The following is a 16,196-nucleotide window of genomic DNA, read 5'->3' on the forward strand; positions in this document are numbered from 1 at the left end:
GAGGCGGCCGCGGCGGTGCTGGACGCGCTCGCGGCGCGGGCCCGGCCCGGCGCGCGGGTGTACTGGCCCCGCACCGCCGAGGCGGCGGTCGAGGTCTACGCGCGCGACGGGCGGCTCCGGGCCGACCTGCGCCGCGCGGAGGCGCCGGAGGACGCGGACGTCGCCGTGGTGGCCGTGGACGGCGCGGCCCGCGACGCGGAGTACCGCACCTGGGCGGCGTTCCGCGACGCGCGGCCGGTGGCCGGGGCCTTCCTCGACGAGGTGCCGCTGGTGCTCGTGTACGCGCGCCCGGGTGCGTGGCGCTGAGCGTCGCGTTCACCCAGCGGCGATGCCACGCCCCGGGCAGGCCCGCCGGCCGGCTTGCCGCCGCGCGCCGCGGCGGGGTACACGGGACGGGCATGCCCTCGCATCGCAGGATGCTGATCGCCGTGGTCGGGGGCGCCGTGCTCGGCGCGCTCGCGAACGCGCTGGGCGCCGGCGCGCCCTGGCTCGACGTCGCGGTGCGCGACGTGGCCCAGCCCATCGGGCAGCTGTTCATCCGGCTGCTGTTCATGCTGGTGGTACCGCTCCTGTTCTCGGCGCTGGTGCTCGGCGTCGCCGACCTCGAGCTCGGGCACCTGGGCCGCCTGGGCGCGCGGATGCTCGGCTACACCGCGGCGGTGTCGTCCATCGCGGTGCTCATCGGCGTGACGCTGGTGAACGTGCTCGGACCCGGCCGCGGCCTGCCCGACGCCGTGCGCGAGGCCGCGCGCGGCGCCGCCACGATCAAGCCCGCCCCGCTCCCCGGCGGCGACTCGGTGGCCGGGTTCGTCCTCGCGCTCGTCCCGGACAACCCGGTGAAGGCGGCCGCCACCGGCGACCTCATGGGCCTCATCGTGTTCGCGCTGTTGTTCGGCGTGGCGCTCGCCATGACCGACACGCCGGGCGCGCGCACGCTGAAGGCGGCGCTGCAGGGGCTCTACGACGTCTCCATGAAGCTCATCGAGGGCGTGCTGTGGCTCGCGCCCATCGGCGTGGGCGCGCTGCTCTTCGTCATGGCCGCCCGCCTCGGCGCGGCGGTGGTGCGGCCCATCGCCGCCTACGTGGGCGTGGTGGTGCTCGGGCTCGCGCTGCACCAGTTCGTGGTCTACTCCCTCTCGGTGAAGCTGTTCGGCGGCATGAGCCCGCGCGCGTTCTTCTCCGGCGTGCGGCTCGCCATGGTGACGGCGTTCTCCACCGCGTCGTCGTCGGCCACCCTTCCCACCGCGCTCCGGGTGGCCGAGGAGAACCTTCGCCTGCCGCGGCACGTGGCGCGCTTCGTCCTCACCGCCGGCTCCGCCATGAACCAGAACGGCTCGGCGCTGTTCGAGGGCGTCACGGTGCTGTTCCTGGCGCAGGTCTACGGGGTCGAGCTGTCGCTCGGCCAGCAGGCCATCGCGGTGGGGATCGCCGTCCTGGCCGGCATCGGCACGGCCGGCGTGCCGGCCGCCTCCATGCCCTTCATCGCGATGATCCTCGGCATCCTCGGGATCCCGGTGGAGGGCATCGGCCTGGTGCTCGGGGTGGATCGGTTCCTCGACATGTGCCGGACGACGGTGAACGTCACCGGCGATCTCGCCGCCGCGGTGTTCGTCGCCCGGGGCGAGCCCGCCCAGGCGACCGACGCGGCGGCCGGGGCCCCACCCGCGCCGTAGCCACCGGAGCGCCGCGCCCCGGCGGTTCGCGAACGGGGGGACGCCCCCGAGCGCGGGGATTCGCAACTCGCCCCTCCCGTCGGCGGGGGCGCCCCTGGTAGGATGACCCTCCGCCTCGCGTCGCCCTGGACAGGAACGGGCCGCGCGGCGCCGGAGCCCTCCATGAAGATCGTCGCCCTGGCCCTCGGGACCTCGCTGCGCGGAGACGACGCGGCCGGGCTGGCGGTGGCGCACGGCCTCGAGGCGCTGGTCCCTGGCCTCGAGGTGGTGGAGATCCCCGAGCTCGTCCCGGATCACGCCGAGGTGGTGGCCTCCGCCGACGGGGTGCTGTTCCTGGACGCGTCGGTGGCCGGCACGCCCGGGGAGGTCTGCGCCACGCGGCTCTCGCCCCGCCCGGCGCGCGCCGCGGTGATCCACACGCTCATGCCGGAGGAGGTGCTCGGGCTGGCGCGTGCGCTGTTCGGCCGCGTGCCCCCCGCCGCCCTGGTGACCGTGGCCGGGCGCGACTTCGCGTTCGGCGACGCGCTCTCCCCCGAGGTGGAGGCGGCGCTCCCCCTGGCGCGCGAGCGCGCGAGAGAGATGGTGGCGGGCTTCCGCCTGTAGCCGCGCACGCCTTCCGGCCGCGACCCGGCTTCGCACCCCGCGGCCCTCGGGCCCGCGGCGGACCCCCGGCCTCCGCTTGACCCACCCCCCACCGCGGCCCACGCTCGATCGTGCGGAAGGAGGCGCGTTCGATGACGAAGCCGATGAAGCACGATCACGGCAAGGAGCCGAAGGAGCGCGGCAGGCTCGCGGCCCTGCGCGAGAGCATGCCGGCGCTTCCGCCGTGGATGGAACGGATCGACGAGCTGGTCGGGGAGCGCTGGTCCGCGTTCTGGCCCGTGCTGCGGCTGGGCGAGGAGCTGGCGTTCAAGGTGCCGCCCGTGGACGTGTACGAGGACGGCCGCGACCTGGTCCTGAAGGCAGAGCTGCCCGGCCTGCGGCGCGAGGACATCAAGGTGGAGATCACCGGGGACCTCGTGACGCTCTCCGGGAAGAAGGAGAAGGAGGAGCGGATCGAGCGCAAGGACTACCACCGCGTCGAGCGCGCGGCGGGCGCGTTCACGCGCACGGTCCGGCTGCCGGTGGAGATCGCGGTGGACCGCGTGACCGCGAAGTTCACCGAGGGCGTGCTCGAGATCCGCGCGCCGATGGCCGGCGAGGGCAAGGGCCACGGCCGGAAGATCGAGGTGACGTGATACGCGGCGCGCGCCGGCCCTTCCCCCCGGCACGGCGCGCACGCGGCGGGCGGACGCCCATCCGGGCGGCCGCCCGTGTCGCATCCGGCGGGACCCGTCAGTCGAGCGGCAGCGGCGCCCCCCCCTGCCAGGCGTCGAGCGCGCCGGGCCGCGCCAGGAAGTGCCCGACCATCCCCGACACGTCCCGCCGCCGCGCGTCCAGGCCACGCCGGGCGAGCGCGCCGCCGAGCGCGTCCAGCGCCTCGAGGTAGAGCGTCCGCTGCGCCACGTCCATGCGCACCACCGGCGCGCGGCCGTCCTCCTCGTCGTCCTGCCCGTCGCCGGCCGCCAGGGCCAGCGCCGCGCGACAGTCGCCCCGGTCCACCGCGCTCACGCTGCGGCACGCGAGCGGCCGCGCCGGGTGGATGGCGCAGCGGCCCGCGCCGTCGAGCAGCGGGCAGGCCACCCGTCCGGCGATCCGCTCGCGGTCCTCCAGCCAGCGGACGCGGTCGTGGAACGCGAGCAGCCGCGCGCCGAGCGCCGCCGCCGCGCCGGCGTCCAGCCCGCGCCGCAGCCGCGCCGCCGCGACCGCCCCCTCCACCGGCAGCGTGCCCACGTTCAGCACGCAGCAGCTCGAGCAGCCCGGCCCGCAGGCCGGGGACGGCGTGCCGGACGGCCGCGCCACCCCGAGCGACGCCGCCACCGCGCGCTCCACGCCCTCGAGCAGCGCCGCCAGCGCCGCCTCGCTCCCCGCGGCGAGGCCGCGCTCCGCCAGTGCCCCGACCTCGTCCCTGCAACGCGCCACCGCCTCGTCGAGCACCGCTCCCCCTCCCCGGCGCCGGGCCGGGCTCGCGCCTCACCCGCGCCGCGCCGCCTGGATGGCGCTGTCCAGCAGCTCGAGCGGGTGCGCCGGCTCGACGGCCGCGCCCCGCTCCTCGAGCAGCCTGCGGACGTGCAGCGTGCAGCCCGGGTTCGCGCTCGCGAGCACGGTCGCGCCGGTCGCCAAGACGGCATCGGCCTTGCGCCGTCCGATCTCCGACGCGCTCTCCGGTTGCACCAGGTTGTAGATGCCCGCCGAGCCGCAGCACTGGTCGCCGTCGGCGATCTCGACCAGCTCGAGGCCGGGGATGGTGGCGAGCAGGGCCCGCGGCGCGCCGCCCACGCCCTGCGCGTGCTGGAGATGGCAGGGCGAGTGGTAGGCCACGCGCGCGGCGAGCGGGGCGCGCGGCGCCCGGGGCGGGAGCCCGGCGAGCAGCTCCGAGGCGTCGCGCACCCGGGCCGCGAACGCCGCCGCGCGCGGCGCGAACTCCGCGTCGCCCTCGAACAGGTGCGCGAGGTCCTTCAGGTGCGAGCCGCAGCCGGCCGCGTTCACCACGATGGCGTCGAGCGGCAGCCCCTCGAAGCGCTCCACCAGCGCCCGCGCCAGCCGCCGCGCCTCGTCGAGGCGGCCGGCGTGCACCGACAGCGCCCCGCAGCAGCCCTGGCCCGCCGGCGCGACGACCTCGACCCCCTCGGCCGCGAGCACGCGGACGGTGGCCGCGTTCACGCCGGGGAAGAACACCTTCTGCACGCAGCCGGTCACGAGGCCCACCCGCAGGCGCCGCTCGCCGTGCGCGCCGGTGGCCGGCGGGATGGTCGCGAGCACGTCGCGCAGCGAGAGCGGCGGCGCGAGCGCCTCGAGCTGCTCGAGCCGCCGCGAGAGGCGCAGCAGGCCGGTGCGGCGGAACAGCCAGCGCAGCCCGCTCACCCGCCACAGCCACAGCAGCACCGCCGCCGCGCGCAGCCGCCCCGGGTGCGGGAACAGCGAGAACACGAACGCGCGGTGCAGCCGGTCGAGCGCCGGGCGCCGGTGCTCCCGCTCCACGCGCGCGCGGGCCGCGTCGATGACGTGGTCGTAGCGGACGCCGGACGGGCAGGCGCCCAGGCAGGCCATGCAGCCCAGGCAGCGGTCGAAGTGCGCCGCCACCGCGTCCGACATGGCCAGCTCGCCCTCCTGGAGCCCGCGGAAGAGGTCGATGCGGCCGCGCGGCGAGTCCATCTCCTCCTGCCAGCTCTGCCACGTCGGGCAGACCGGCAGGCAGAAGCCGCAGTGCACGCACTCGTCCGCCGGCGAGCGCGCCGCGCCGCGCGCCGGCGGCGCCGCCTGCAGCGCCCTGTCCGCTCCCGCGCCCATTCAGATCCCTCCTGGCAGGCGGCCCGGCGCGAGCCGGTGCTCCGGGTCAAGCTCCCGCTTCAGCCGCCGCATCAGATCGAGCCCCGGCGGCGGCGCGCCCCACGGGTCCACCCGGGCGCGGAGCGCCGCGGGCGCGTCGGCGATCACCACCGAGCCGTGGCCGGCCGCCACCGCGCCGCGCGCCGCCTCGATGGCGACCGCGGCGAGCGCCGGGTCCTCGAGCGTGCCCGAGACGAGCCCGATCCCGAGCGTCGGGTGGAGCAGGAGGCCGCCGCCGGCGAGCGCGCCCGCCACCCGCTCCAGCGCGCCGGCCGCCGTCGCCAGCGCCGCCGGCTGGAACGCCGCCCGGATCCGCACGTCGCCGGCGGTGCGGACCGCGTCCTGGCGCGCCCAGAGCGCCGCCTCGTCCGCGCCGCCCAGCCGCTCCCCCGGCGTGCCCTGCGCCGCCGCCAGCGCCAGCGCGCGCTCCGACTGATCCCGCACGCCCGGGCCGAAGCCCTCGAACCGGAGCCCCAGCCGGTAGACACCGCCGTCGCGCCGCGCCACCACCGCCACCGGCTCGAGGCGCGCGTCGAGCACGGCCTTCGCCAGCGCGCGGCAGGCCGGCGCGCCCAGCCCCGGCACCGCGACCGTGGCCGAGGCCTCCGGGAGCGGGTGCAGGCGGAACACCACCTCCGCCACCAGCCCGAGCGTGCCGAGCGAGCCGCAGAACAGCCGCGGCAGGTCGAAGCCGGCCACGTTCTTCACCACCTTGCCGCCGCCCCGCGCCACCACGCCGTCGGCGCGGACGACGGTCATGCCGATGACGAGGTCGCGCACCGCGCCGAAGCGGGCGCGCCGCGGCCCGAACGCGTTCGCCGCCACGATGCCGCCCACCGTGGCGCGCTCCGCGAGCGGTGCGTCGAGGGCGAGCCGCTGCCCGTGCGGCGCGAGGTGGTCCTGGAGCGCGGCGAGCGTCATCCCGCCCTCCACCGCCACGATCTGGTCGGAGGGCGCGTGCTCGCGGACGCGGTCGAGCCGGCGGGTGCGCAGCACCGCGTCGAGGCGGGACGGCGGCGCGCCGAGGCCGAGGTCGGTGCCCCCGCCCACGAACGCCACCGCGAGCCCGTCCGCGGCGAGCGCGCGCATCGCCTCGGCCGCCTCGTCGAGCGTCGCGGGCTCGACCGCCAGGCGCGGCACGACGCCGGCCACCGCGTCGGCGGCGTCCGCCGGGCGCGGCGCGGCGCTCACCAGCGCTCCGCGAGCCCGGCCACCTCGGCGGGATGGGGGCGGTAGGGGCCGGGCCGCTCGCCGCACAGCCGCGGCGTGGGGAACACCTTGCCCGGGTTCATGAGGGCCGCGCCGTCGAAGGCGCAGCGGACGCGCTGCATCGTCTCGAGGTCCTCCGGGGCGAACTGCTCCGCCATGTACGCGGCCTTCTCGGCGCCCACCCCGTGCTCGCCGGTGATCGAGCCGCCGCTGCGGATGCACAGCCGCAGGATCTCGCCGCCCAGCGCCGCGGCGCGCGCCTCCTCGCCGGGGTTGCGCGCGTCGTAGAGCACCAGCGGGTGGAGGTTGCCGTCGCCGGCGTGGAAGACGTTGGCGACGCGCAGGCCGGCCTCGGCGGCCATGCGCTCGATCTCCCGCAGCACGCGCGCGATCTCCGAGCGCGGGATGACGCCGTCCTCGACCAGGTAGTTCGGGCTGATGCGGCCCACCGCGGCGAAGGCGCTCTTGCGCCCCTTCCACATGAGCTGGCGCTCCGCCTCGTCGCGCGGCACCCGGATCTCCAGCGCGCCGGCGGCGCGCGCGAGCTCGATGGCGCGGGCCGAGACGTGCTCGACCTCGGCGCGCGGGCCGTCCGCGTCCATGAGGAGCGCCGCGCCCACGTCCGGCCAGTCCAGGCCCGTGGCCGCCTTGGCCGCCACGATGGCGAGCCGGTCCATCATCTCGATGGCGGCGGGCAGGATGCCGGCGGCGATGATGCCCGACACCGCGGCGCCCGCCTCGTCGGTGGACGGGAACGTGGCGAAGAAGGTGCGCGTCACCTCGGGCTTGCGCAGCAGGCGCAGCGTCGCCTCGGTGGCGATGCCCAGCAGCCCCTCGCTGCCCACCATCGCCGCGAGCAGGTCGTAGCCGGGCGCGTCCGCCGCCGGGCCGCCCAGGTCCACCACGCTGCCGTCGGAGAGGACCACGCGTGCGGCCAGCACGTGGTTGGTGGTGAACCCGTACTTGAGGCAGTGCGCGCCGCCCGAGTTCTCGGCCACGTTGCCGCCGATCGAGCACACGCCCTGCGACGACGGGTCCGGCGCGTAGTACCAGCCCGCCGCCGCGACCGCGCGCGAGACGTCGAGGTTGATGACCCCCGGCTCGACGCGCGCCCAGCCGTTCTCGAGGTCCAGCTCGAGGATGCGCCGCATGCGCGCGAGCGAGACGACGATCGAGCCCGGCGACGGGCGCGCGCCGCCGGAGAGCCCGGTGCCCGCGCCGCGCGGCACGAGCGGCACGCCCGCCTCGCGGGCCGCGTTCACCACCTCGACCACCTCCTCGGTCGAGCCCGGCAGCGCGACCAGCGCCGGCGTGGTTCGACCGTGGGTGATCCCGTCGCACGCGTAGACCCGCAGCTCCGCCGGGTCCGCGATCACGTGCGCCGGGCCCAGGGCGGCGGCGAGGCGTCGGGCGAGGGCGCTGCTCACGGCGGGAGCTCGGGGCACGCGGGCTCCTCCGGCTGCGAGGTGGGTGGTTGAATGTTCCGGGACCGCTCGGCCCGGTCAACCGTCGACGGGGTGCATCGATCGGGGGCGGACGGGGGCTTCGGCCGCCCGCCGGCACGCCAGGACGCACATGCACCCACGCGTCCCCTCCCGGATCCGGGGGCTGCGCGCTGGCGCACGGGGATCACGCCCGGTACGCTGGCGGGCCATGACCACGACCGCCACCGCGACGCGGGCCATCGGCAAGGTGAAGGGGACCCTGCTCGTCTCCCGGATGAACTACCTGCGGGCCCAGGGCTCGGAGAGCGCCGAGCGCGTGCTCCGCCGCCTGACCGTGGCGGACCAGGCGCTGCTGCGCGGCACGCTCGATCCGGCGGCGTGGTACCCGGCCGACCTGCTCATCCGGGTCGAGCTCACCATCGCCGCGCTGCTCGCCCGCGGCGACCGGTCCGCGATGTTCCTCGCCATGGGCCGCCACACCGCCGAGACCAACCTCGCCCCCGCCGGCGCCCACCGCGCCTACCTGCGGGAGGGCGAGCCGCACCACCTGCTGCGCAGCGTCCCCGTGCTCTACGCCGCCAGCCACACCAGCGGCTCGCGCACGTACGAGGCCACCGGCCGGCGCGCCGCGGTGATCCGCACGCACGGCGGCGACGAGGTCACCGCCGACGACTGCCTGACGGCGGTGGGCTGGCTCGGTCGCGCCATCGAGCTCTCCGGCGGGAAGGCCGTGAAGGTGGCGGAGACCCACTGCCGCGCGCGCGGCGCGGCGTCGTGCGAGTACCGCTGCGAGTGGGCCTGACCCGCTCGCCAACTCCGACGCCTCCCCTCCAGGAAAAGCCTCGAGCGCACGGCCGACGTGCCGCGTGGCGGGCGCCCGGTCGCGCTGGCGCCCGGCGCTGGTGAGACCAGGCCTCATCGTCCTGCGCGCCCCACCTTCCGGTCGAGGAGGAGGCACGAGATGGACCGCGAGGACCGTCACAGGGAAGCGAGGACCGAGCCCCGGCCCGAGGACCGCGAGCGTCCGCGCGAACGGACGACCGCTCCGCCCATCGAGCGAGAGCACGAGACGTGGCAGGGGATCTTGGAGGAGGACGAGCGGCGCGAGCGCGAGCGGGAGCGCCGCTGAGGCGCCGCCCCCGTCTGCAGCACCCCGTGGTACGATGCCTCGGCCGCTTGACTCCCGCGGCGGCGGTCTTATGAAAGGACCGTCAGTTCGCAGACTTGGGGGCGAACTGGTTTCGACGGAGGACGGAAGGCGTATGGTGCGCGCCGTGGTTGGTCACGAGGCCACGTAAAAACGGGACCAAGCAGAAACGCGAACGAGCCCATGGCTCTCGCGGCCTAACTAAAGGCCGTGCGTTCCCCCGGAAGCGCCGGGTACCGGGTGTGAACGTCAGCTCCGGCTGGACCTTGGCGGGAAGCGAACCGCCTTGCCGAGGTCGAGATCAAAGGGCGAGGACGTGAGCGGTTGCAGGCTCGGAGGTTGCCGCTCACGTATCCACTCCGAGCTACGCGCGTAGGGCCATTCACTGGAAGTCTTTCGGACCCGGGTTCGATTCCCGGCGCCTCCACTTGAGGACACTGAAAGCCCCCGTTCTGCGGGGGCTTTTTCTTTTCGGACCCCAGGGCAACCTACCCAGCGCCCACAAGCGGGACCTACCCGGGCCTCGGCTCTGGAGCCGAGACGAGATCGGGTCGGAGTTGCCCGTGGTCGGTCGCGCAGTTATACGTTCGTAAGAACGGAGTGACCGTCATGCGGAAGAAGCTCTCGGCCATCGGCAACAGCCTCGGCATCGTGATCGAGAAGCCCATCCTCGAGCTCCTGGACATCGACCGCGAGACCGAGCTCGACATGCGCACGGATGGCGAGCGGCTCATCATCGAGCCGGTCCGGAGCGCGAGGCGAGCGAAGGTGAAGGCAGCGACGCATCGAGCGATGGCGGCTCACGATGCGACGCTCCGGAAGCTCGCGAAGTGAGCGATCCCCTCTTCCTCGACGTGGATGACGTGTTGCTCATCCATGAGGAGCAGCTCGCGACGTACGGAGGGGCCGCAGGTATTCGCGACATCGGCTTGCTCGAGTCCGCCGTCGCGATGCCGCGGGCCTCTGCGGGCGGTGAGCTCGCGCACGAGGACCTCTTCGCCATGGCGGCGGCGTACGCGTTCCACATCGCGCAGAACCAGCCCTTCGTCGACGGCAACAAGCGGACGGGGCTGCTCGCCGCCATCGTGTTCCTCGATCTGAACGGCATCTCGATCAGCGATCCGGCCGGCGGCCTCTACGACGCGATGATCGCGGTCGCCGAGCGACGGCTGGACAAGGCGGCCCTCGCCACCCAGTTCAGGCACCTCGCCGCTGGATTCGGCGGGGCTTAGTGCGTCGGTCACAGGTTGTGGGGGGACTCGGCGCGCCGGCTTCTGCGGGGCGAGCAGCCTGTGAGACGCGCGTACTGGCAGGCCCTGGTCCGAGCGCACCATTGAACGCGGCGGATGCGCGACCTCTCGGAACGCGGCCCCGGCTCGCAACGCCTCACGCGCCTGGTCAGCGCGAGGTCTTGGACTTCGCTTTCGCCGCCTTCGTCTTGGCCGGATGCAACGTCTGGTGCGCCGCGCACATCGCCACGAAGGTGGCGATCCGCTTCGCCCGGGTCTCCGGGAGCTTGGCCGTCGTGACCCGGTAGAGGATCGCGTAGCGATTCGCGCCGTCGAGGGTCTCGAAGAACGCCCGAGCACGCGGATTGCCGGCGAGCGCCTCGGCGAGATCGTCGGGGACCGTCGAGGTCTTCGCGCCGTCGTAGGCGCGTTCCCATCGCCCGTCGCGCCTGGCGCGGTCGACCTCGGCGAGCCCCGGCTCCTCCATCCGGCCGCTCGCGATCAGCGCCTCGGCCTTGGCGCGGTTGATCTTGGACCACGGGCTCCGCCGGGTGCGGCGCGTGAAGCGCTGCAGCCACGCGGTGCCGTCCAGCGCTCGCTTCTGCCCGTCGATCCACCCCCAGGCCAGTGCGGCCTCGAGCGCTGCCGCGTACGTGAGCGTCGTGTCGCTCGCCCCCTTCTTCGGGATGCGGAGGAGGACGCCGGCAGACCGATCGTGGTTCTCGCGGAGCCATGCATTCCACGCGGCCACGCCGCGCAGCTCGAGGATCGGATCGCCGCCCTTCGAGCTCTGCATCTACGCCCTCGGCAGCGTGGCTGCCTGGGGTTCGGGCTCGCGCCAGACGAACAGGTACCAGTAGAAGAGCTGCGCGACGAAGGAGCCGAGGATGTTGAGAAGGACCCACAGGACGCGGCGGCTCTCGGGGACGCGCGTCGAGCGGTACGCGTGGATGCCGTAGAAGATCGTCAGGCCGATCGTCAGCAGCATCGTGGCGATGTGAACGACGAAGAGCGCCGCGATCCACGCCGGGAAGCCACCGCCGGATCCGCGGGGGCCACCGGGGCCCATCGCGATCATTCCGAGCACCGTCACCAGGAACGTGAACATGTACGCCAGTGGCCACAGCGTCACGGCGCCCAGGAGCAGCTTCTTCGGCTTTGACACGTCTCGTCCCCTCCGCTGATGTGACGGTGAAGCGGGCTGCATCCTATCCGCTCTCAGCGAAATCGTCCGTCTTCGGGCAGGCCCCGCGCTGCCCGAGCGGACGCGACATCTTGTCGGCCCAGGGCCTTCGTCACGCGCATCGCCTCTGTCCACTGATCTCGCGCGCTTACGCGCGCCTGGAGGCGTTCCGGACGACGGGGCGACCTCCTGCGTGGCCAGCTGGGCGCCTCCTTTCGCCAGCGCTCCCGTCACGTACCCGGCGCGAACGGGCGGCCACGTGGCAAGATGGCCTCGCCTGTTCCCCTCGCAGCGCGAGGCGCTGGAAGTCGCGCCCGTTCAACGATAGGAGCGAAGCATGAAGATCCAGCTCGGACTGACGAAGGAGTGGACCACCGTCGAGCGCCGCAAGCTGAAGGTGGTGGACCTGCGAGAGTTCTTGATGGAGCACTACCCGCGAGATCACGGGTGGAAGGACGAGAAGCAGGCCCTCATCTTCCTGCAGGAGCACCTGCCGACCGAGCAGCTCCACGCGGTGCTGAAGGCGATGAAGAACGACACGAACGAGGTCACCCGGGAAGCTCCCGAGCTGACGCACAAGAAGTTCTGGTTCGAGGTCGTTCCGGACGAGAAGTAGCGCCCGCGGCGGCACGCAGCATGTAGGCTCATGTAGTCCATGCAGCAGATCCCGTCCCCTCCGGGAGCGGGAGGCGGGGCGGTGGCTCGCACGGTCGATCGCGAGTGGCCATCCTGTTGCACGTTGGGCTATATGAGTGCCCGACCAGCGCCAGCGGCCCAGCTCGGGCCCCGGGCGCCGCCACACCCCCGGAGCGCCCGCCGCGAGGCGGGTTTCTTTTACGCTGCGGGATCACGAACTGGAGAGCGTTTGAGCGAGAAGGAAGCAGGCATCGAGGTTCAGGGGCGCGTCGAGGAGTCGAGCGGCGGCATGTATCGCGTGAAGCTCGACCAGGGCCCCGTCGTCCTGGCGTACCCGTCGGGCAAGATGAAGCGGTTCCACATCCGCATCATCACCGGCGATCGCGTGAAGGTGGAGCTGTCCCCGTACGACCTGACGCGCGGACGGATCACGTACCGCGACAAGTAGCGCGGCCGCCCCTCCGCGGTCCCGCTGCGACGGGGCCGAGAAGCCCCGGCCCCTACAGCACCGCGCGCAGCACGGACGAGACCTGCTCGGTCGTCGGCTTGGGTCCCTGGCCGATGGCGTACATGAGCGTGATGCCGTCGATGAGGCCCGCGCAGGTCTCGATGGGCGCGTCCGCCCGCCCGTGCGAGATCAGCTTCACGAAGAACGCGATGGGCCGGCGCGCCGCGGCGGTGAGGCGCTCGCCGACGCCGGCCAGGTCCTCGCGCCGCGCCGCGGCCATGGTCAGCTCGACGCGCGCAAGGAACAGGTGGCGCGTGTCGTCGGCGTAGGCCACGAGCTCGTCGGCCACGTACGCGATGGCGGCGTCCAGCCCCTGCCGCGCGGCGCGCTCGGCGAACCCGACCTGCAGCTCGTCGCATTCCTTCTCCAGCAGCGCCGCCAGGTGGTCGGCGGCCGCGACGAGCAGCGCGCTCTTCTTCGGGAAGTAGTAGGTCGTCGACCCCTGGGGCAGGCCGGCGGCCTCGTCCACCGCGCGATGGGTCACGCCCTCGAGCCCCTGCGTCGCGAGCAGCTCCAGCACGGCCTCGAGGATGACGGCGCGGCGATCGGGTCGGTCCGCCCTGGCGGCGTCCTTGGGCGTGTGCGCCGCGCCTGCCTTCTTCCGTTCGGCTTTGCCCATGGGCGTCTCTCGGGTCCTTCGTGCGGGGCGCGTTGACAGCGGCGGAGTCTCTACATATGTAGAGTCCTCCTAAAGACTCCGCAGCGTCTCCCACTACTCTACAGGACTCGTGACCTCATGACCGCTCCCATCACCCGCCTGAACCCGCCCACCCTGCCCGACGCCGGGGCGATGGGTTACTCGCAGATCTCCGTGGTCGAGCCCGGCGCCCGCATGGCCTACGTCTCGGGCCAGGTGGCGTGGCGACCGGGCGGCGAGGCACCGCCCGCCGACCTCGTCGAGCAGACCCGCATCGCGGCCGCCAACGCCCGGGCCGCGCTCGACGCCCTCGGCGCGACCCCGCACGACATCGTCATGGCCCGCTGCTTCGTGACGGACCTCACGCCCGAGCGGCTCCACGCCGTCTTCCCGCCGCTGCTCGAGCTGTTCGACGGCGCGAAGCCGTGCATCACCGGCGTGGGCGTCGCGGCGCTCGCCGGGCCCGACCTGCAGGTGGAGCTGGAGCTGACGGTCAGGCTGCCGAGCTGAGCCCGGCTCGGGCGCGTCCCTCCGCCGCCGTGCCATTCGCGGCGGCGGAGGTCGCACCCGGGACCCGCCCCGTCCGGCCGCCCGGCGTGCCGTCAGACGTCGCGCGGCAGCACGGTCAGCACGCGCACGATGAAGGCGTGCAGCTCGTTCAGGTAATTTCGCAGGAACGCCTCGGTGCTCTCCTCCGTCACCTGTCCCTCGGGCGTGATCATGCCGGGCCTGAACTGGATGTACGCCTCCATGTTGTTCATGAGCGGCGAGTTGCAGAAGCACAACACGCCGCGCAGGTGGCTCTGCGCCACGGCGGTGCCGATCGCTCCGGGTGAGGTGCCGATCACGCCGGACGGCTTCCGCGCGAAGGAGTTCTGCCCCCAGGGACGGCTCGCCCAGTCGATCGCGTTCTTCAGGCCACCGGGGATCGACCGGTTGTACTCGGGCGTCACGAAGAGCAGCGCGTCGCACTCGGCGATGGCCTTCTTGAAGGCCCGTGCCACCGGCGGGTAGTCGGCGTCGTGGTCCTGGCTGTACAGCGGCAGGTCCTTGATCGGGATCTCCTCGAACTTCAGCTCTGGCGGCGCCAGGCGGACCAGCGCCTTCGCGAGCATGCGGTTGATGGAGGTGGACGAGAGGCTGCCGACGAAGTATCCGACCTTGTAACTGGTCATGTGCGCTCCACCCTGCGTGAACGACGTCGTTTCCCTTCACGGCTGCGGGCTGATGGTCGTCGTCGAGCGCCCCGGCTCCTGCCGCTCCGGCCGGCCGGGAAGGTAACCGAGACCTGGCGCACGGTCGGTGCGCGCCTGCCGGCTCGGTGGGGGCGCCCCACGTTCACTCTTCGTGTCTCGCGCCCGGGTGCAGGCGGGCCGCCAGGTGAGCGGTCGGCCACATGGGCGAGACCGCCGCGGGACGCGGATCGGTGCTCGCCTACCTCGTCCGGAACCGTCATCGCGTCGGCCCAAAGGAGGAGCTGCTGCGAGAGCTCTGGCCGGACGCGATCGTCGCCGACGCGTCGCTCCAGCGGGCGGTGAGCGCCGCGCGCTTCGCCCGGGGGATCGTGAAGGTGCTGCGGCAGCTGCCCAGAGGGTCGAGGACCTCGAGGCCGTCCTCCCCCGGCCCCGATCTCGAGGATCGTGCGCGGCAGCCCTCCGAAGCGCTCGCGCTTCAGGGCAGGTGCATGCCCGTCCTCCTCGTGCGCTCTCCGGCGCAGCGGGCGAGAACGCAGGGCGGGCGCTCTGCTCAGGTCCTGACCGAACCCTGATCTCCGGAGGACGACCCCGCGCGGCCGAGCCGGAGCCGTCGCGGGCACCCGGGCCGGCGGGTCAGGCCCACCGGTCCAGCCAGGCGCGCTCCCACGCCGCCTTCGCGTGATGAGCGTCCGCGCTCGGAGCCTCGAGCGCGACGACGGGGGTCGGCTCGCCGAAGAAGTCCCCGTGGCCCCGGGCGGCCCGGCCGTCGCCCGTCTCGACCCAGCATTCCCCGAGCGCGGCGTACGGGCCGGCGGGCTCTCCGCCGGTCACCTCGGCGGCGATCGCGCGGGCCACCACCTCCGCCTCCCCGGTCGCGAACGTGGCGGCCTTCGGGAGCGGCTTGCCCATGCTCAGCGGGATCCCGGTGACGTCGCCGATCGCCCACACGTGCTCGAAGCGCGTTCGGAGCGTCGCGCGATCCACCGGGACCCACCCGCTCTCGCCGGTGAGGCCCGACTCGCGTACGGCGCGCGGAGCGCGATGCGGCGCCACGAAGGCGAGCAGGTCGTACGGAGCGGACGCGCCGTTGGCGAAGTGCAGCCGGTGCGCGGCGGCGTCGGCGCGGGCGATCTGGTGCTCGGGGTGGTACGAGATGCCCTTGGTGCCGAGGAGGCCGCGCACCGCCGCCGAGACCGCCGGCCCCGCGACCCCCATCGGCGCCGGCTCCGCGGCGTACAGGTCGACGCTGGACCGGTCGCGGATGCCCCTGCGGCGGAGACTCCCGTCGATCAGCATCGCCGTCTCGTACGGCGCGGCGGGGCACTTGTAGGCCGGCGCTGCGGTGAGGACGACGTTCCGTCCCCCGTCGAATCGCGCCAGCGCGTCCCGCAGGGCGATCGCGCCCTCGAGCGAGTAGAACGAGTGTCCCGCCTCCGCGAGCCCCGGAACCGTCGCGGGTTCCAGGTCGGCGCCGAGCGCGATGACGAGGTGGTCCGCCCCGAGCTGCCGCGCCCCGACGGTCACCCGCCGCGCCGCGGGATCGATCCGCTCGACGTCGCCGGTCACCACCTCGACCCCTCGTCGCGACAGCCCCGAGACCGACCGCGTGAGGTCATCGGGGCTCGCCTCGCCGACGATGATCCGCAGGAGCGAGGCACCGAGCGTGAAGCGCTCGGAGCGCTCCACCAGGGTGACCGCGTGCGCCGGGGGAAGCAGCCGGCGCAGCTCCGTCGCGGCGACGTTGCCGCCGACGCCGCCGCCCAGGACGAGGACGCTCGCGTGCATGACGACCTCCGCGCGCTGAGATGGTGGACGCGGTCGGCCGCCGCAAGCCGTCGTGCGATCCGACCCTCCCGTGCCGCCGCGAGCTCGCAACCTGCCGGTCGGTGGCGCCCGGAACGGGT

At 74.2% G+C, this 16,196-nt stretch carries 20 protein-coding genes, 1 other RNA gene and 1 pseudogene; 13 read left to right on the top strand and 9 right to left on the bottom strand.

Features of this window, described 5'->3' with window-relative positions; all coding sequences use genetic code 11:
- The 4 genes and pseudogenes from PSR1_RS02525 to PSR1_RS02540 form a co-directional block, all read left to right on the top strand.
- A pseudogene (locus PSR1_RS02525) lies at window positions 1–306 on the top strand (hypothetical protein); the annotation flags it as partial.
- 92 nt (window positions 307–398) lie between these two features.
- Window positions 399–1,673 (top strand): dicarboxylate/amino acid:cation symporter, encoded by a 1,275-nt coding sequence (locus tag PSR1_RS02530; protein ID WP_059436072.1) that lies wholly within the window; start codon window positions 399–401, stop codon window positions 1,671–1,673.
- A 162-nt stretch (window positions 1,674–1,835) separates the two neighbouring features.
- Window positions 1,836–2,276: a hydrogenase maturation protease gene (locus PSR1_RS02535; RefSeq protein WP_059436073.1), complete on the top strand. Its 441-nt coding sequence runs from the start codon at window positions 1,836–1,838 to the stop codon at window positions 2,274–2,276.
- Between the two features lie 131 nt (window positions 2,277–2,407).
- Complete coding sequence (locus PSR1_RS02540) at window positions 2,408–2,911, top strand: Hsp20/alpha crystallin family protein (protein WP_202813217.1); 504 nt, start codon at window positions 2,408–2,410, stop codon at window positions 2,909–2,911.
- A 97-nt stretch (window positions 2,912–3,008) separates the two neighbouring features.
- On the opposite strand, the gene PSR1_RS02545 is transcribed toward PSR1_RS02540, so the two are convergent.
- The 4 genes from PSR1_RS02545 to PSR1_RS02560 are packed head-to-tail and all read right to left on the bottom strand — an operon-like array spanning window position 3,009 to window position 7,756.
- Window positions 3,009–3,710: a YkgJ family cysteine cluster protein gene (locus PSR1_RS02545; protein WP_059436074.1), complete on the bottom strand. Its 702-nt coding sequence runs from the start codon at window positions 3,708–3,710 to the stop codon at window positions 3,009–3,011.
- 36 nt (window positions 3,711–3,746) lie between these two features.
- Window positions 3,747–5,063 (bottom strand): (Fe-S)-binding protein, encoded by a 1,317-nt coding sequence (locus tag PSR1_RS02550; protein WP_059436075.1) that lies wholly within the window; start codon window positions 5,061–5,063, stop codon window positions 3,747–3,749.
- Window positions 5,064–6,293, bottom strand: a complete 1,230-nt coding sequence (locus PSR1_RS02555) for an FAD-binding oxidoreductase (RefSeq protein ID WP_059436076.1) — start codon at window positions 6,291–6,293, stop codon at window positions 5,064–5,066. It abuts the gene before it with no gap.
- Window positions 6,290–7,756, bottom strand: coding sequence for an FAD-linked oxidase C-terminal domain-containing protein (locus PSR1_RS02560; protein ID WP_059436077.1), 1,467 nt, complete (start codon window positions 7,754–7,756; stop codon window positions 6,290–6,292). Before PSR1_RS02560 ends, PSR1_RS02555 begins: the two co-directional genes overlap by 4 nt.
- Before the next feature lie 208 nt (window positions 7,757–7,964).
- Here PSR1_RS02560 and PSR1_RS02565 point away from each other — a divergent pair, with 208 nt between their 5' ends.
- The 5 genes from PSR1_RS02565 to PSR1_RS02580 all read left to right on the top strand — a co-directional run bounded on the left by PSR1_RS02565 (window position 7,965) and on the right by PSR1_RS02580 (window position 10,135).
- Window positions 7,965–8,558: a TIGR02265 family protein gene (locus PSR1_RS02565; protein ID WP_059436078.1), complete on the top strand. Its 594-nt coding sequence runs from the start codon at window positions 7,965–7,967 to the stop codon at window positions 8,556–8,558.
- A gap of 159 nt (window positions 8,559–8,717) precedes the next feature.
- Window positions 8,718–8,885 (top strand): hypothetical protein, encoded by a 168-nt coding sequence (locus tag PSR1_RS24150; protein ID WP_193388335.1) that lies wholly within the window; start codon window positions 8,718–8,720, stop codon window positions 8,883–8,885.
- 97 nt (window positions 8,886–8,982) lie between these two features.
- Window positions 8,983–9,333: a transfer-messenger RNA gene (gene ssrA, locus PSR1_RS02570) on the top strand.
- Window positions 9,334–9,512: 179 nt separating this feature from the next.
- Window positions 9,513–9,737 carry an AbrB/MazE/SpoVT family DNA-binding domain-containing protein gene (locus tag PSR1_RS02575; protein WP_059436129.1) on the top strand — a complete coding sequence of 75 codons (225 nt, stop codon included), beginning with the start codon at window positions 9,513–9,515 and terminating at the stop codon, window positions 9,735–9,737.
- Complete coding sequence (locus PSR1_RS02580) at window positions 9,734–10,135, top strand: type II toxin-antitoxin system death-on-curing family toxin (RefSeq protein WP_059436079.1); 402 nt, start codon at window positions 9,734–9,736, stop codon at window positions 10,133–10,135. The genes PSR1_RS02575 and PSR1_RS02580 overlap by 4 nt, the downstream gene beginning before the upstream one ends.
- Window positions 10,136–10,301: 166 nt before the next feature.
- Here PSR1_RS02580 and PSR1_RS02585 read toward each other — a convergent pair whose 3' ends face one another.
- Both PSR1_RS02585 and PSR1_RS02590 read right to left on the bottom strand, forming a co-directional pair.
- On the bottom strand, window positions 10,302–10,928 hold the full coding sequence (locus PSR1_RS02585; RefSeq protein ID WP_059436080.1) for a YdeI family protein: 627 nt from the start codon (window positions 10,926–10,928) through the stop codon (window positions 10,302–10,304).
- The gene (locus PSR1_RS02590) at window positions 10,929–11,297 is read right to left on the bottom strand and encodes a hypothetical protein (RefSeq protein ID WP_059436081.1); all 369 of its coding nucleotides are present in this window, start codon (window positions 11,295–11,297) and stop codon (window positions 10,929–10,931) included.
- Between the two features lie 355 nt (window positions 11,298–11,652).
- Here PSR1_RS02590 and PSR1_RS02595 point away from each other — a divergent pair, with 355 nt between their 5' ends.
- Window positions 11,653–11,931, top strand: coding sequence for a hypothetical protein (locus PSR1_RS02595; RefSeq protein ID WP_059436082.1), 279 nt, complete (start codon window positions 11,653–11,655; stop codon window positions 11,929–11,931).
- A 249-nt stretch (window positions 11,932–12,180) separates the two neighbouring features.
- Window positions 12,181–12,399 (top strand): translation initiation factor IF-1, encoded by a 219-nt coding sequence (gene infA, locus PSR1_RS02600; RefSeq protein WP_012634130.1) that lies wholly within the window; start codon window positions 12,181–12,183, stop codon window positions 12,397–12,399.
- A 52-nt stretch (window positions 12,400–12,451) separates the two neighbouring features.
- On the opposite strand, the gene PSR1_RS02605 is transcribed toward infA, so the two are convergent.
- Window positions 12,452–13,078 carry a TetR/AcrR family transcriptional regulator gene (locus PSR1_RS02605; RefSeq protein ID WP_059436083.1) on the bottom strand — a complete coding sequence of 209 codons (627 nt, stop codon included), beginning with the start codon at window positions 13,076–13,078 and terminating at the stop codon, window positions 12,452–12,454.
- 117 nt (window positions 13,079–13,195) lie between these two features.
- Here PSR1_RS02605 and PSR1_RS02610 point away from each other — a divergent pair, with 117 nt between their 5' ends.
- Complete coding sequence (locus tag PSR1_RS02610) at window positions 13,196–13,606, top strand: RidA family protein (RefSeq protein WP_059436084.1); 411 nt, start codon at window positions 13,196–13,198, stop codon at window positions 13,604–13,606.
- Between the two features lie 92 nt (window positions 13,607–13,698).
- Here the strand turns inward: PSR1_RS02610 and PSR1_RS02615 are convergent, their stop codons facing one another.
- Window positions 13,699–14,271, bottom strand: coding sequence for an NADPH-dependent FMN reductase (locus PSR1_RS02615; protein WP_059436085.1), 573 nt, complete (start codon window positions 14,269–14,271; stop codon window positions 13,699–13,701).
- A 221-nt stretch (window positions 14,272–14,492) separates the two neighbouring features.
- Between PSR1_RS02615 and PSR1_RS24355 the strand changes: the two genes are divergently transcribed.
- The gene (locus tag PSR1_RS24355; RefSeq protein WP_059436086.1) at window positions 14,493–14,864 is read left to right on the top strand and encodes a hypothetical protein; all 372 of its coding nucleotides are present in this window, start codon (window positions 14,493–14,495) and stop codon (window positions 14,862–14,864) included.
- A 61-nt stretch (window positions 14,865–14,925) separates the two neighbouring features.
- Here PSR1_RS24355 and PSR1_RS02625 read toward each other — a convergent pair whose 3' ends face one another.
- Window positions 14,926–16,077 (bottom strand): NAD(P)/FAD-dependent oxidoreductase, encoded by a 1,152-nt coding sequence (locus PSR1_RS02625; RefSeq protein WP_059436087.1) that lies wholly within the window; start codon window positions 16,075–16,077, stop codon window positions 14,926–14,928.
- Window positions 16,078–16,196: the final 119 nt, after the last annotated feature.

This window comes from Anaeromyxobacter sp. PSR-1 (genome assembly GCF_000964525.1).
GTDB lineage: Bacteria > Myxococcota > Myxococcia > Myxococcales > Anaeromyxobacteraceae > Anaeromyxobacter.